Source organism: Halomonas sp. (assembly GCF_031581305.1).
In the GTDB taxonomy this organism is placed as follows: domain Bacteria; phylum Pseudomonadota; class Gammaproteobacteria; order Pseudomonadales; family Halomonadaceae; genus Halomonas.
Window position 1 is genome coordinate 1 of sequence record NZ_JAVLBC010000073.1, and the last position, 14,269, is coordinate 14,269.

Annotated in this window: 15 protein-coding genes and 1 pseudogene; 8 read left to right on the forward strand and 8 right to left on the reverse strand. The window is 61.7% G+C overall.

Annotated features, from left to right (window positions below):
• Positions 1-84: 84 nt before the first annotated feature.
• A complete protein-coding gene (locus tag RI841_RS07920; protein WP_310705069.1) occupies positions 85-1,467 on the reverse strand; it encodes a DegQ family serine endoprotease in 1,383 nt (460 codons plus the stop codon).
• A 405-nt stretch (positions 1,468-1,872) separates the two neighbouring features.
• Here RI841_RS07920 and RI841_RS07925 point away from each other — a divergent pair, with 405 nt between their 5' ends.
• Both RI841_RS07925 and RI841_RS07930 read left to right on the forward strand, forming a co-directional pair.
• Positions 1,873-3,054, forward strand: coding sequence for an iron-containing alcohol dehydrogenase (locus tag RI841_RS07925; RefSeq protein WP_310705054.1), 1,182 nt, complete (start codon positions 1,873-1,875; stop codon positions 3,052-3,054).
• Between the two features lie 5 nt (positions 3,055-3,059).
• Positions 3,060-4,031: an ABC transporter substrate-binding protein gene (locus RI841_RS07930; protein WP_310705055.1), complete on the forward strand. Its 972-nt coding sequence runs from the start codon at positions 3,060-3,062 to the stop codon at positions 4,029-4,031.
• 8 nt (positions 4,032-4,039) lie between these two features.
• Here RI841_RS07930 and betI read toward each other — a convergent pair whose 3' ends face one another.
• The 3 genes from betI to RI841_RS07945 form a co-directional block, all read right to left on the reverse strand.
• Entirely contained in the window at positions 4,040-4,669 is a 630-nt protein-coding gene (betI, locus tag RI841_RS07935; protein ID WP_310705056.1) for a transcriptional regulator BetI, read from the reverse strand.
• 120 nt (positions 4,670-4,789) lie between these two features.
• Positions 4,790-4,948, reverse strand: coding sequence for a hypothetical protein (locus tag RI841_RS07940; protein WP_310705057.1), 159 nt, complete (start codon positions 4,946-4,948; stop codon positions 4,790-4,792).
• A gap of 260 nt (positions 4,949-5,208) precedes the next feature.
• Positions 5,209-6,516 carry an MFS transporter gene (locus tag RI841_RS07945; protein ID WP_310705058.1) on the reverse strand — a complete coding sequence of 436 codons (1,308 nt, stop codon included), beginning with the start codon at positions 6,514-6,516 and terminating at the stop codon, positions 5,209-5,211.
• Here RI841_RS07945 and RI841_RS07950 point away from each other — a divergent pair.
• Positions 6,445-7,239 carry a class I SAM-dependent methyltransferase gene (locus RI841_RS07950; protein WP_310705060.1) on the forward strand — a complete coding sequence of 265 codons (795 nt, stop codon included), beginning with the start codon at positions 6,445-6,447 and terminating at the stop codon, positions 7,237-7,239. The two genes, RI841_RS07945 and RI841_RS07950, sit on opposite strands and share 72 nt — an antisense overlap.
• On the opposite strand, the gene RI841_RS07955 is transcribed toward RI841_RS07950, so the two are convergent.
• Genes RI841_RS07955 through RI841_RS07965 form a run of 3 tightly spaced genes read right to left on the reverse strand, consistent with a single transcriptional unit; the run spans position 7,236 to position 8,990 of the window.
• Positions 7,236-7,364, reverse strand: coding sequence for a hypothetical protein (locus RI841_RS07955; protein WP_310705061.1), 129 nt, complete (start codon positions 7,362-7,364; stop codon positions 7,236-7,238). The genes RI841_RS07950 and RI841_RS07955 overlap by 4 nt on opposite strands.
• Positions 7,365-7,377: 13 nt before the next feature.
• Complete coding sequence (locus RI841_RS07960) at positions 7,378-8,595, reverse strand: MFS transporter (protein WP_310705062.1); 1,218 nt, start codon at positions 8,593-8,595, stop codon at positions 7,378-7,380.
• Positions 8,596-8,645: 50 nt separating this feature from the next.
• Complete coding sequence (locus tag RI841_RS07965) at positions 8,646-8,990, reverse strand: DsrE family protein (RefSeq protein WP_310705063.1); 345 nt, start codon at positions 8,988-8,990, stop codon at positions 8,646-8,648.
• Between the two features lie 104 nt (positions 8,991-9,094).
• On the opposite strand from RI841_RS07965, the gene RI841_RS07970 reads away from it, so the two are divergent.
• Positions 9,095-9,751, forward strand: a complete 657-nt coding sequence (locus RI841_RS07970; protein ID WP_310705064.1) for a metalloregulator ArsR/SmtB family transcription factor — start codon at positions 9,095-9,097, stop codon at positions 9,749-9,751.
• Positions 9,752-9,796: 45 nt separating this feature from the next.
• Here the strand turns inward: RI841_RS07970 and RI841_RS07975 are convergent, their stop codons facing one another.
• Complete coding sequence (locus tag RI841_RS07975) at positions 9,797-11,521, reverse strand: SLC13 family permease (RefSeq protein WP_310705065.1); 1,725 nt, start codon at positions 11,519-11,521, stop codon at positions 9,797-9,799.
• Positions 11,522-11,665: 144 nt separating this feature from the next.
• On the opposite strand from RI841_RS07975, the gene RI841_RS07980 reads away from it, so the two are divergent.
• The 4 genes and pseudogenes from RI841_RS07980 to RI841_RS07995 all read left to right on the forward strand — a co-directional run.
• Positions 11,666-12,442, forward strand: a complete 777-nt coding sequence (locus RI841_RS07980) for a helix-turn-helix domain-containing protein (protein WP_310705066.1) — start codon at positions 11,666-11,668, stop codon at positions 12,440-12,442.
• Between the two features lie 122 nt (positions 12,443-12,564).
• A complete protein-coding gene (gene cysD, locus RI841_RS07985; protein WP_310705067.1) occupies positions 12,565-13,467 on the forward strand; it encodes a sulfate adenylyltransferase subunit CysD in 903 nt (300 codons plus the stop codon).
• 132 nt (positions 13,468-13,599) lie between these two features.
• Positions 13,600-13,950, forward strand: coding sequence for a four helix bundle protein (locus RI841_RS07990; RefSeq protein WP_310705068.1), 351 nt, complete (start codon positions 13,600-13,602; stop codon positions 13,948-13,950).
• Positions 13,951-14,081: 131 nt separating this feature from the next.
• Positions 14,082-14,269: pseudogene (locus tag RI841_RS07995) on the forward strand (sulfate adenylyltransferase subunit CysN); the annotation flags it as partial.

Here is a 14,269-nt window from a genome sequence, read left to right on the forward strand (position 1 = left end):
GGCATCCCTGGACGGTGTGTCTACGAGCTGTAGGGTACCGGGTGATACGCGCCCGGTACCCTACCGGTTCCACCTCAGCCGTGATCAGTCATCGTTACCCAGTCGCAAGGCCACGAAGTAGGCGCGGCCCTCGCGGTTGATCAGCACAGGGACCGTTTGATCGTCCGGCAGATGGGTCAGCATGCCCTTCAGCTGTTGCGGGCTCTCTACGGGCTGATAGTTCAGGTTGACCAGCACATCGCCGGGGCGAATGCCGGCAGCAGCGGCGTGGCCCGTCGGATCGACGTTGACGACGCGCACCCCGTGCTCGATACCGAGCCGCCGCTTCTCCCTGTCGTTCAACGGTTGAACCGCGATACCCAGGCGTACCGAGCCGCCGTCAGATGGCTCGGGGCCGGCATTCGGCCAGGCGCCAACTTCCAGGGTGATGGTCTCTTGCTGGCCATCGCGCAACACGGCAAGTTTGACCTCCTCGCCCGGGGACGTCTCACCGACCAGGCGCGGCAGGGTGGAGGAGCGATCCACTTCCTGGCCGTTCACCTCAAGGATGACGTCGCCAGCCTGAAGGCCACCCTCCGCTGCGGGGCCACCGGGTTCGAGTTCGGCGATCAAGGCACCCTCGGCCTGCGCCATGCCGAAGGACTCTGCCAGGTCCTTGGACACCGGCTGGATGCTGACGCCGAGCCAGCCGCGGCTCACGTAACCCTCTGCCCGCAGTTGGTTGGCGACGTTCATTGCCACATCGATGGGGATGGCGAAGGACAGGCCCATGTAGCCACCACTGCGGGTGAGAATCTGGGAGTTGATGCCAACGACTTCGCCATCCAGGTTGAACAGCGGCCCGCCCGAGTTGCCCGGATTGATCGCCACGTCGGTCTGGATGAAGGGGACGTAGACGTCCCGGGGCAGGGTCCGGTCAATGGCACTGATGATCCCGGCGGTCACCGAGTGATCGAAACCGAAGGGAGAGCCGATGGCAGCGACCCACTGTCCGACATTGAGATCGGTGGACTCACCCAGCGCCAGGGTGGGCAGGTTATCCGCCTCGATCTTGAGCACCGCCACATCAGTCTTTTCGTCGGCACCGACCAGCTCCGCCTCGAGCTCACGGCGGTCGTTGAGGCGCACCAGGATCTGGTCGGCCTCCTTGACCACGTGGGCGTTGGTCATGATGTAGCCGTCTTCATCGAAGATGAAGCCCGACCCCAGTGACCGACGCGGCTGGTCATCGCGAGGGCGCGCGCCGCCAGGCGGCATCGGCAAGCGGTCGCCGAAGAAATGGCGGAAGATCTCCGGCACCTCCTGCCTCCCGAATTGCCGGGAGGACGCCCTGGACCTCTCGGCCTCGCGGGAGGTGGAGATGTTGACCACGGCCGGTGCGGCCTTGTCGACCAACGCCGTGAAGTCCGGTCGTTGTGGCTCGGCGAAGGTTGGCGTCGCCACCACCAGCAACAGCGCCAGACTCATCAGCCAGGAGAGCAAATGGGAAGTGCGTATCACGATTGGCTCCTGTCGTTCGAGTACATGGAACATGGCTGCGATCTTGATACAGCGATCACTTTCGAAAGTTCCCTATCCCCAAGCCATGCCTGACGTTCGACAGCTTCGATCAGGCATTGGCATCCGGGCGGCGCTGATGGCGCCCTTCAAGGAGGATGGCGAGATCGAGGTTAGTGTTGGCCATGTCCTCGGATACGCCAGGTGGCACCGGAACCAGGCACGCGACCCATTTTTAACAGGCACTTGGCGCTATTGAAATGTATTTCAATAGTGGCTATCATGGTGCGATAGAGGTATTTTGGCTACTCGGCCATGGCTGAGTCAGGAGCTGAAAAGCGAATACTATTCAGTCTGTTAGCGAATGGAGCCCCCATGTCCTCAGCGTTTTCTTCACGGGACCATGTCGAATGGGAAATGTCCTATTGCGTTGAGTCGGGGCCTGGGAGCATCGCTACGTTAAACGATTTTTTTCTCCAGCACCGGATAAAACGGCCACTGATAGTGACCGATCCCGGCGTCGCAAAGCTCGATCATTTAAATCGATTGAAGGCGCAGTTGGCAAAAGCCGATATAGTGTGTAGGCAGTTTGATGCGATTCACGCCAACCCATCAGACAAGGACGCTCTCGCGGCAGCAAAAAGCTACCGTGAGCATGGAGCCGACGCTATCATCGCCATCGGTGGCGGCAGCGCCATGGATGGCGCCAAGGGCGCTGTATTAATCGCCCAGCAGAGTCGCTACGCTCTGTGGGACTTCGACTATAATGACGCAACGCCAACGGATCTGACGCGCGAAGATTTCCCGCTGTTGATTACCGTTCCAACAACGGCAGGTACCGGCGCTGAAGGTGATAGCACCGCCATGCTCATCGATACCCGGCGAGGCACCAAAGAGTGTGCGCATCACCCTTTGGCACGCCCCGACAAGATCATTCTCGACCCCAATTTGACCCTTGGCTTGCCTGCCGATCTAACGGCATGGACGGGGCTGGATGCCCTGACACACGCACTAGAATCGTACCTCGTACCGGTGTTCCACCCCATGTGTGATGGTGCAGCCCTTCAAGGGTTGGCACTGATCTGGGAAAATCTCGAGGAGAGCGTCGAGAACGGTACGAATCTAGAAGCACGCAGTAATATGTTAACGGGCTCTTTCTTGTCTGGGGTCGGTTTTCTCAAGGGATTGGGCCTGGTGCATGCCATCAGCCATATGGTCGGTGCCACTTGCCATACGCATCATGGCATGACCAACGCCATCTTATTGCCTATTGTTATGCGTTTTAACCGCTCCGCCCTTGAAAAAAAGCTACCCGCTATCGCTCATGCGATGAAGCTCAGCGATGACAATTTCGACACCTTTTACACCGCCATCTGTTCAATGCTGGATAGGCTTGAAATTCCCAAAGGCCTTTCCGATATCGGTGTGACACACGAGATCGTAGACGACATCCTGGATCCGGTCGAAAGAGATCCAGCTTACTCCACGAACCCTGTGCATTGCCCACGCGACACATTGGCGGACCTGATTCACCAATCCATTGATGCTGCACGCTGAACGGCATGGATTTGATCCACCAAAACCTGAGAGGAATCATTATGAAAAAAATAGCCAAGTTACTTTGCACGGCGCTGATGAGTCTTAGTTTTCCCTTCTTGGCTCAAGCGCAATCGACACCGATACAGATGGTGGTGCCCCCTTGGCCCGGCGTTACGGTTAAAACGGAAATATTGTCACAGCTCCTGGACATGCTTGGCTACTCATCAAAACAGGTAGAGCTAGGGGCAACCGTCGGCTATCAGACGATGGAAACAGGGGATAGCGATATCATGCTGGCAGGGTGGATGCCTTCGCAGAAGGAGAGCTATGACGCTGTCATGAAGGCCGGTGCCATTGTCGATGTTGCGAATAACGTTTCCGGCGCCAGGATGGGGTTTGCGGTGCCAGGCTATGTTTACGATGCCGGTATCACCAGTGCCGAGCAGCTGGACCTGCCAGAAAATCGCGAACGCTTCGGTGCGGAGTACTACAATATAGAGAGCGGCGCTCAAGCCAGCATTATGCTCCACGATGCAGCAGACGCTGACACGTACGGACTCAAGGATTGGAAAATCCTCGACTCATCGACTCCCGGCATGCTTTCCGAAGTAGATGCCGCCTATAATGACAAAAAATGGATTGCATTCTATGGATGGACGCCACACTGGATGGCAATCAAATACGACATGCATATCCTGGATGACCCAGAAGAAGTTTATGGGGAAAACGAAGGGCGTAGCGAAGTTCGCACTATCGTTCGCACTGGCTTTGCCAACCAAAACCCCAACATCATACAATTGCTGGAAAATTTCACGTTTTCCGCAGATGAGCAGAGCGAGTTCATTGAAAATTACAGCCTCCATGAGCGCCCCAAAGAAGAAGTTGCCCATGAGTGGATTTCTCAGAACCCTCAACGCATAGCGGAATTCCTCGACGGAGTAAAGACTCGAAATGGAAAGCCCGCTCATGAAGCGTACAACGAGAACTTCCAGTAAATAACTGATTAATCTATAAGCAGGCGCTCAGCAATTCCCAAGGAATCCTGAAGCGCCTCTTCAACCTTGAACGCCTCGGGGTCAAGTGCCCACTCCAGCCAATAACCGTCCACTAGTGCTGTCAGAATGCGAGCCACCCTCTTCGCATTGATCGCACGATCTTCCTCGATGGCTATGGCCTCGACAATGGACTGCATCTCTTGCCTGTACTCTTCATAAAGTTTCCTGTTGAGACGTGCGAGTTTTGGTGCTGCTACTGCGGCACTCCAGAAACCCACCCAGGAAGACAGCACCTGCTGGTTGAAAATCTCGACTTTGAAGGCGGAACAAATCATCAGCCTCAGCCTTTCACGCGCCGTGCATTCCAACGCCGCATTTCGTTGGTCGCTCTCTCTGCGTAGCTGCTCGGTCAGTTCTTGATAAGCCGCCAGCATGAGTGCTTCTTTGGATTGGAAGTAGTGGCTAACAAGCCCTATCGATGAACCCGCTTCCCGTGCGACACGGGTCATCGTTGTGCCGGCGTGACCGTAGCGCGTTACACATTTGAGTGTCGCCTCAACGATTGTCCGCTTGCGTGTTTCGGGCTCAATACGCTGTCGCTGCTTGATAATTTTCTCGATTTCCGCGGTTGGTCCCAACAAAAAGCCCCATGGTTCGGCATCAACACCTACTCGGCAACTGTCTTCATCATACCGTACAGGGGATCACAATGGCCTGGCAAAAGGCTGCCTGGCCCGGATATTTCATAAGCGCCCCCGTCAACTGGATACCCACTGGCGGTAAGCGCGCTCGGGGGCGATGCGCTGGGAAAGCGTTGTCTTGCCTACCTGCCGTGGCCCCAGCCAGACCGCGGAGATATCGGCGAGGGATTGATGTACTCGATCGCGAATCAGTCGTGGCAGGTAGGGGAACAGCATGTCGCGCCTCTGCTGGCGTCCAGTTGCTGGAAATGCTAGCGTCCCATTGATGGCAAGTCCACCAGCCACTTGCGTTCTCTCTTGCCATCCAATGGATGCAAGTCCCCCCGTCAGATGGCAGGAACGTCTACCCTCCCCTGCCGACCAAACCGCCCTGTCGCCCAGGACGTGGGGCTCCGGCAGATGAAGAATGTTGCCCCAACGTGTGTCATGGCTTGGACGTTTGCGTGGCATGTATCAGTTGTCGGAATGAGGGTAGATCACACCTCGGGGTTGAGCCGAGGGTGAGTCTCTTCCCCCCAGGCCATCACCAGGGCGCCCGAGAGGAACATGGCGATGGCCACGAACCAGAAGCCGGCGGTAACGGCGCCGGTAAGATGGGCCACCAGGCCGAAACTAAGGGCGCCGATGCCGTAGCCGAGGTCACGCCAGAAGCGGTAGATACCGATGGCAGAGCTGCGCCAGTTGGGGTGGGAAATATCCGCCACCGCTGCGCTCAGGTTGGGATAGAGCAGGGCCATGCCGAAGCCGGTGACGGCGGCGGCGAAGGACCACCAGACCACACCGTTGCCCAGCAGCGTCAGGGCCACACCTCCGCCACAGAGCCACATGCCCCAGACGATCGGCTTGAGTCGGCCGATGCGATCCGACAGCCGGCCGGTGACGAACTGGGAGCCGCCCCAGACGAAGCCGTAGATCCCCACGATCCAGCCGATGGCGCCGAGCCCCAAACCCTCCTGGTAGAGGAACACGGGGTAGAAGACCCACACCAGGGCATCGACGAACTTCTCCACCAGGCCCGCCTGGCTGAAGGCGGCCATGCGCCGGTCACGCCAACTCATCAGCGCAAATATCTCGCGGGTGGTGGGGTTTTCCGAGACCTGTTTCGGAATACGTGCCCGTGGGCCGTCATGGTTGCCGCTGGCGTGGCGGGCGCTCTCCGCTTTGGCCCAGCCATGAGTCTCGCGGACCGAGGTCAGGGTCAACACGATGGCCAGGGCGATCACCGTTGCACCGAACACGAACAGACCCAGGCGCGGTCCCAGCCCCATGGCCAGGTAGCCGGTGACGATGCCTGCCACGGCCACCCCCACATAGCCCGAGAACTCGTTCATGCCGAGAGTGAAGCCGCGCTCGTCGGCCCGGGTGATGTCCATCTTGGCAGTCTGGGTCATCGACCAGCACAGCCCCTGATTGATGCCCAGCAGCACGGTGGCGGCAACGATCCAGCTCCATGACGAGGCATACAGCACCATGAACGGAATCGGGATCGCCGACAGCCAGCCGAGTAACAAGACCTTCCTGCGCCCGATGTACTCAGCCAGCCGCCCGGCCACGAAGTTGAGGGTGCCCTTGACGAAGCCGAAGGCGACCACGAAGGCGGTCAGCATCATGAAGGAGCCCTCGGCGACGCCGAACTCGGATTCCGCCAGCGCCGGCACCACGGTGCGCATCATGCCGATGGTCAGGCCGACCAGGAAAACCTGGCCCAGCTGATGGCTGAACTGATGAAGGTTTTCACGAATGCCGTGCCGATAGTGTTCGTGAGAGGAATCGGGGGATGCCATCTGGCCCTCCTTGGAGCGCGAGCCAACGCGGTGGCGCGCTCATGCGGTTTCAGAGGTGAAAAGGGAGGTGTCGAGTTGGACGCGAGCGCTTATGACGCCTGGTACGAAACGCCACGCGGGCGATGGATCGCCAGCCGTGAGCTTGACCTGGTCCGGAACTCGCTTGCGGTCCACGCCGGTGAATCGCTGCTGGACGTCGGCTGCGGTACCGGCTATTTCACCCGTGGCCTTGCCAGGCAACGGAAGGGGCCGGTGTCCGGCATCGACATCAACCCGGAATGGGTGGCTTACGCCACACAGCGAGATGACCTCGATATCGACTGGCTGGTCGGTGATGCTCAGGCCCTTCCCTTCGGGGACAAGAGCGTTGACCTGATCGTATCGATCACGGCGTTGTGCTTCATCGAGGATGAGCGTCTGGCCGTCAGTGAGATGGTCAGGGTGGCACATCGGCGCGTCGTACTGGGGTTGCTGAACCGGAACAGCCTGCTGTGGTGGCAGAAGGGGCGGCGAGGCGGTCAAGGCGCCTACCGGGGCGCACGCTGGCATACGGCGCGCGAGGCCCGGGCGCTGTTCGACGGCCTGCCGGTCACCAACGTCAACGTCAGCAGCGCCATCTGGCTGTCGGGTGGCGGATGGCTGGCCCGGCATACCGAGGGATTCTGGCCTGCGTGGCTGCACGGCGGTGCTTTCCTGCTGGTGGCAGCAGACCTGGCCCGCTAGGCGCCCTTGCCGAGGAACAGTTTTCCCCATTGCGCTGCCTCCTGGTGCCTAGCGGCCATCGCCTCGGCCACCTCGGTCGCCACCGGTGTGGTGGCGTTGTGATCGAGATAGATAGAGGCTGGCATGGTGTAAGGCTCCCTATGGCTCAGGCGGTCCAGAGACGTGGCTGGCCAGTTGTGATTTGGCTTTGAAGCTGAACCAGAGGGTGGACAGTGCCACCAGCAGGATCAACGGCAGCATGGCGAGGTTGAGGGCTTCCCAGCCCAAGTGGTATAGCAGTTGCCCGGCCATCAGCGCCCCGATGGTCACCAGCGAGAAGATGATCAGGTCGTTGATGCCCTGCACCTTGCCGCGCTCGGGTTCTGAATGGACGGTGGAGAGCAGGGCGCTGCCGCCGATGAACAGGAAGTTCCAGCCAATGCCCAGCAGCACCAGCGATACCCAGAAGTGAGCGATGCTGAGGCCCATCACCGCCACCGCCGCCGAACCGGCCAGCAGCGCGGCGCCCGTCATCAAGATGCGGTCTACACCGAAGCGCGCGATCAGGCTGCCGGTGAAGAACGACGGGGCGAACATGCCCAGCACGTGGGACTGCATGATGAACACCACCTGGCCCATCGAGAAGTCGTTGGCACGCATCGCCAGTGGTGTGGCGGTCATTACCAAGGTCATGACGGCATAGCCGATGGCACCGGCCAGCACAGCAACCAAAAAGCCGGGTTGACTGGCAATGGCATTCATCGGGCGTGAGGTGTCGCCGGGCTGTGGCTCACCGCTGGCGGGCACCCTGAGTTGACTCAACAGGCCGATGGCCACCAGGGCGAGGATGGCGATCACCAGATAGGGGCCACCCAAGGGAACACTGGCGATCCAGTGCTGTGCCGCGGTGGCGTTCCAGGGGCCGATAAAGGCTGCCACCACGCCGCCGGCCATCACGAAGGAGATGGCGCGACTACGAAACGCCGGGCTGGCCACATCCACCGCGGCGAAGCGGTAGTACATGGCGAAGCCCTGATAGAGACCGAGCAGCAGGTTACCGGCACAAAACAGCCAAAAGGACCCCGTGGCGGTGCCGGCAAAGCTGACCAGCCCGCCACCCACGCCGCCCAGGGTACCCCCGGTCATGAAACCGAGGCGCCGACCGACCCGCTTCATGAACAGCGAGGCGGGCAGTGTCGAGATCACCGTCCCCACCATCATCGCGGCAATGGGCAAGGTGGCCAGTGCCGGGTCAGGAGTGAGTTGCTGGCCGACCACCCCGCTCAGGGTCATCACCGTCACCATCGCGATGATGAACAGGGTCTGGCCGGTGACGAGGATGGCTACGTTGCGTTTTTCCCGGCTTACCAGCTCCATGGGCATATCGCTTCTTCGAGATGGGGCGGTTCAGCTCAGTGAGACTGGACTCAGAACACCAGCACCTTGTCGGCCTGCTCGGTGGCTTCCGCCAGGGCATCCATGGTGCTGCGCTCGGCGCCCTTCACCACCTCCTCGTCGGTCATGCCCCGGGCATCCATGCAGGTGCCACACAGCAGCACGCGGCCCTTGGTGGTGACCCGCTTGACCATGCGCTCGATGTTGTAGAAGCCATCCGGCGTCTTCTGTCCCGCCTTGGTACCGGACACGGCATCCCCCATCAGAAAGACGGTGACGTCCCCGTCGCGCTTCAACAGCGCATGGGCCAGTCGCAGGCCGTTGTAGAGGCGTTCGGTGCCATAGGGGGGATCGTTGATGATGATGAGCGTCTGCATGGTGTCTCCTTGCCATCATTCAATAAAACGATAGAATGATGGATAGAGATATCGTTAGCTGTCAAGTGGCAAGCTGCTTTGCTTACGCCCCTCGGAGAGCCCCCATGACCTCGCAACAGGCCCTTCTCGACACCCTGGCCCAGGTCGCCCGCGCCCTGGGTAACGGGCATCGCCTGGCGTTGCTGGAGCGCCTGGCCCAGGGTGACGCCTCGGTCGAAACCTTGGCCAACACCACTGACCTGACCATCGGCAATGCCTCCCAGCACCTGCAGCAGCTGCGCCGAGCGGGGCTCGTCACTGCCCAGCGTTCCGGCAAGCAGATGATCTACCACCTGACCGATGAGCGGATCGTCAACCTGCTGGGCCTGCTCAGGCAGGTGGCCGAGACCAACCTGGCCGAGATGGAGCGGCTGGTCAGTCGGCTGTTCGCGGAGGATGACGCCGATGGCGTGCTGGAGGCGGTCAGCCCGGACGAACTGCTGGCAGGACTCGCCAGCGGCGAGGTGGCACTGCTGGATGTGCGCCCCGAGGAGGAGTACGAGGCCGGCCACCTGCCCGAGGCAATCAACATCCCACTGGAGCAGTTGGAAGACATGCTGGGCAAGCTGCCCCAGGACAGGGAGATCGTGGCCTACTGCCGTGGCCCCTATTGCGTCCTGTCGCACCAGGCCGTAAAGCGCCTGCGTCAACTCGGCTATCGAGTCCGACGCTTCGAGGAAGGGTATCCGGAGTGGAAAGCGGCGGGACTGCCCATCGCATGACAGGAGGTACCGCCATGTCCGATATTCTCCTGACGCCGGATACCCTTAAAACGGAAACACCAGCGGGGTGAGCACCAGGACCGCGGCGGAGTAGGCAAGGCTGACCGGCAGGCCGGTCTTGAGGAAGTCGCGGATCTGGTAGCGGCCGGGGGAGAAGACCATCAGGTGGGTCTGGTAGCCGTAGGGGATCAAAAAGCAGGCGCTGGCGCCGTAGGCCACCGCCATGATGAACGGCATGGGGTCGGCGCCAAAGGCCTGGGCGGTGGTCCAGGCCACCGGGAAGGCCAGCGCGGCGGCGGCGTTGTTGGTCACCGTCTCGGTCAGCAGCAGCGTCAGCAGATAGCAGCCAATGAAGGCGGCATACACGCCATGACCGGCAAACAGGGTCTGCATGCCCTGGGCGAGCAGGTCGGCGGCACCGGAATTCTCCAGCCCCTGGGCAATGGCCAAGGCGGAGCCGATGATCAGCCACAGCTCGAAGGGAAAGCGCCGGCGCAGCTCGGCGGGGCTCAGCACGCGCCCGACCAGCAGCCCGGCCATCAACAGCAGCAGGCCGTGAAAGAGCGGTAGCCGCTCCAGGGCCGCCAGGCCGATCACCGTCGCGAAGCCGGCCAGGGTCAGCAGGCTTTCGAGACGACTGAGCTGAGGGCGCTTGAAGCTGCCGCTGAGCAGGTGGAAGTTGCGATCGATGTTGCGGTGCTGGCGAAAATCGCTGCCCACCGCCAGCAGCAGGCAGTCGCCCACGCGCAGCGGGATCTGCCCCAGCTGCCCTTCCAGGCGCTTGCCGCCGCGGCGGATACCCACCACCCCGGCGTTGAACATGCTGCGGAAGTCCACCTCCTGCAGCGTCTGGCCGGCCAGCTCCGACTCGTGGGAGACCACCACCTCCATCAGGTTGGTGGCCAGCAGGTCATTGGCCTGATGACCGAACAGCTTGAGCCCGGGAAAGCGCTGCAGCGCCTGCACCTTGCTCACCTCGCCGGTGAACACCAGGGTATCGCCCGGCTGCAGGATCTCCTCGGGCCCCACCGGGCTGATCAACCGCCCGTCGCGCTCGATCTCCAGCAGAAAGAGGCCCTCCAGGCTGCGCAGCGCGTTCTCCTCGATGCTCCTGCCCACCATCTCCGAGCCGGGCTCCAGGTCCGCCGCCAGGAAGTAGGAGAGCGTCTCGGCGGTATCCTCGGGCATATGCGCCGGCAACGTCCGCGCCCGCCACAGCAGCACGCCGAAAGTGAGCAGCGCCACCGGCACTCCCACCAGGCTGAACTGGAACATGCCCAGCTCGAAGCCGCCGCTACCCAGCGCGAAGGAGTTGACCACCAGGTTGGTGGAAGTGCCCACCAGCGTGGTCACCCCCCCCAGAATCGAGGCGTAGGAGAGCGGGATCAGCAGCCGCGAGGGGGCGATGCGCTTCTGCCGGGAGATGGCGCCCAGAAAGGCTGCCACCACCGCCGTATTGTTGAGAAAGGCGGACAGCAGCGCGCTGGCACCCATCAGCCGCGCGGTGGCGGTCTTCTCGCTGCCTCTCAACAATCGCTGGGAGAGCCAGTCGAGCAGCGGGGTGCGCTCCAGCGCAAGGGAGACGAGCAGCAACAGCACGAGCGTCGCCAGCGCCGGATTGGTGTACTGCTGCAGTAGGGTAGCGGTATCCACCAGGCCCAGCACCAAGTAGGCCCCGGCCAGGCCGACGAAGGCGATGGCGGGGCGTACCCGGCCGCTGATCAGCAGGCCGACGAGTCCGGCTATGGAAAGCAGCACCGCCCAGGTCATCACGCGTCGTCCTTAAAGCCCGAGAGTCATCAGTTTGTCGCTTGTGAGATTCTACGCAGGCTTTTATGATGATGTCGATGACTCCCATTGCCTCTACCAACCACCAACCAAGTATCATCGTAATTTCATCAGGTTACCTTTACCTTGCCGACTAAACATTTATCGCCCGAACTGCTCAACAAGCGCCGCCTGGAAGCGGTGCGGCTGCGCCTGGACGGCCATACCGTGGCCGATACCGCAGCCCGCACCGGGCTCTCGGCGCCGACGGTTTCAGCGGCCTGGAAGGCCTTTCGGGAAGGCGGCTGGGAGGCGGTACCGGTCAAGGGGCGTGGGCGCAAGCCCGGCCAGGCCAACACCCTGGGTGAGGCCCAGGGTGCACGCCTGAAGGAGCTGCTGAAGCGGCAGCCGCCTGGCACTGCCCCGGGCTGGAGCAGCCGGATGCTGGCCGAGGCCCTGGCTGATGAGGCCGATGGGCCGGCGGTATCGGCGCGCGCGGTTGACCACTGGCTGGCAGGCCAGCAGCTCAAGCCGGCGCCGCTGACGCGGGAAACGTTGGAAAAGCAGCGCGGCCAGGCGGGACGCTGGTACCGCCAGCAGGCCAGCCAGGCGATCGAGGCGGTGCGTCAGGCCGGCGGGCCGGTATGGCGCGGCGGCGTGACCGCCCTGCCCCGGCGCCGCTACCGGCTGCACCTGCACGGCAAGCGCGACACCCTCTATCTGCGCTGCCTTGGCGAACCACCCCGCGCCGATGACTACCTGGCACTGTTCCAGCGCCTGCTCGACCAGGCCAACGGCAGGCCGGTAGCGCTGCTGTTCCACGGCGCGTATTTCCGGGCGGTACCCGCCATCCATCGATGGCTCGAGAAACATCCGAACATGCGTCTCGTGATGGTGCCCGCCGGACACAGCCCGGAGCCGTAAGCTTTAAGCCGTAAGCTGTAAGCCCGCCGCTGCGCGGCGAAAACCTGGAACCCCTGGTGTCGGGTTTTACTTACAGCTTAAGGCTTACGGCTTACAGCTTCTTAACCAAGGACTGAGAACACATGACCTCATTGACCCATCTACAGAAGCTGGAGGCCGAGAGCATCCAGATCATGCGCGAGGTGGTCGCCGAGACCGAGAACCCGGTGATGCTCTACTCGGTCGGCAAGGACAGCGCGGTGATGCTGCACCTGGCGCGCAAGGCCTTTGCCCCGGCGCCGCCGCCCTTCCCGCTGCTGCACGTGGATACGCGCTGGAAGTTCCGCGCCATGTACGCGTTTCGCGACCGCATGGCCGAGGACATGGGCATGGACCTGCTGGTGCATATCAACCCCGAGGGCATCGAGAAGGACATCAACCCCTTCACCCACGGCTCGGCCATTCACACCGACGTGATGAAGACCGAGGGCCTCAAGCAGGCGCTGGAGAAGTACGGGTTCGATGCCGCCTTCGGCGGCGCGCGGCGTGACGAGGAGAAGTCCCGCGCCAAGGAGCGGGTGTTCTCCTTCCGCAATGCCCAGCACCGCTGGGATCCCAAGAACCAGCGCCCCGAGCTTTGGCGGCTCTACAACACCCGCAAGCACAAGGGCGAGTCGATCCGCGTCTTCCCGCTCTCCAACTGGACCGAGCTGGATATCTGGCAGTACATCTACCTGCAGGCCATCCCCATCGTGCCGCTCTACTACGCCGCCGAACGCCCGGTGGTGGAACGCGACGGTGCCTTGATCATGGTCGACGACGAGCGCATGCCCCTCGAACCCGGCGAGGTACCGATGATGCGCAAGGTGCGCTTCCGCACCCTGGGCTGCTACCCGCTGACCGGCGCCATCGAATCCGAGGCCGACACCCTCCCGGCGATCATCCAGGAGATGCTGCTGACCAACACCTCCGAGCGTCAGGGACGGGTGATCGACCACGACAGCGCCGCGTCGATGGAGAAGAAGAAGCAAGAGGGGTATTTCTGAGCTGCGGGCTACGGGCTGCGGGCTGCGAGTTGCGAGTTGCGAGTTGCGAGCTACGGGCTGCGAGCTGCGGGCTACGATAGGAGCTAGAAGCCCGAAGCCCGAAGCCCGAAGCCCGAAGCCCAAGGAGAGGTTATGCGACATGAGCAGATGGAAGTCTGGCAGCGAAGCAAACAGCTGAGCGTCGGGGTTTACCGTGAGCTGAAAGACTTGCGGGATTTTGGCTTCAAGGACCAGATAACGCGCTCAGCCTTATCGATCCCCAGCAATATCGCGGAAGGCTTCGAGCGCTATACCGAACGTGAGAAATTTCGCTTCGTCTCGATTGCCAAGGGGTCCTGTGGCGAGTTTGCCACTCAGACGTTGATTGGCATCGAAGTCGGCTACATTGCCGAGCCCATTGGACAGCACTGGCGCAACGAAGCCATGACGATCTCCCGGATGCTCGGCTCGCTGCTCAAAGCCTTGACGCCACCCAACCATTAGACAAATCACTGAACAAGTGGAAAGCACGACTTGCTCGTAGCCCGAGGCTCGTGACTGGCGCGAAGCGCCCGCCCGTTGCTCGTCGCCCGGAGCTCGCAGCGCTCGTGCTCTCATCATAAGGAGAAAGTGCTGTGTCCCATGCCTCACCAATGATCTCGGAAAACATCGAGACCTATCTGAGAGAGCACGAGAACAAGGGCCTGCTCCGCTTCATCACCTGCGGCAGCGTGGACGACGGCAAGAGCACGTTGATCGGCCGCCTGTTGTTCGAGTCCAAGCTGCTGTTCGAGGATCAGCTGGCCGCCATCGAGGCGGATTC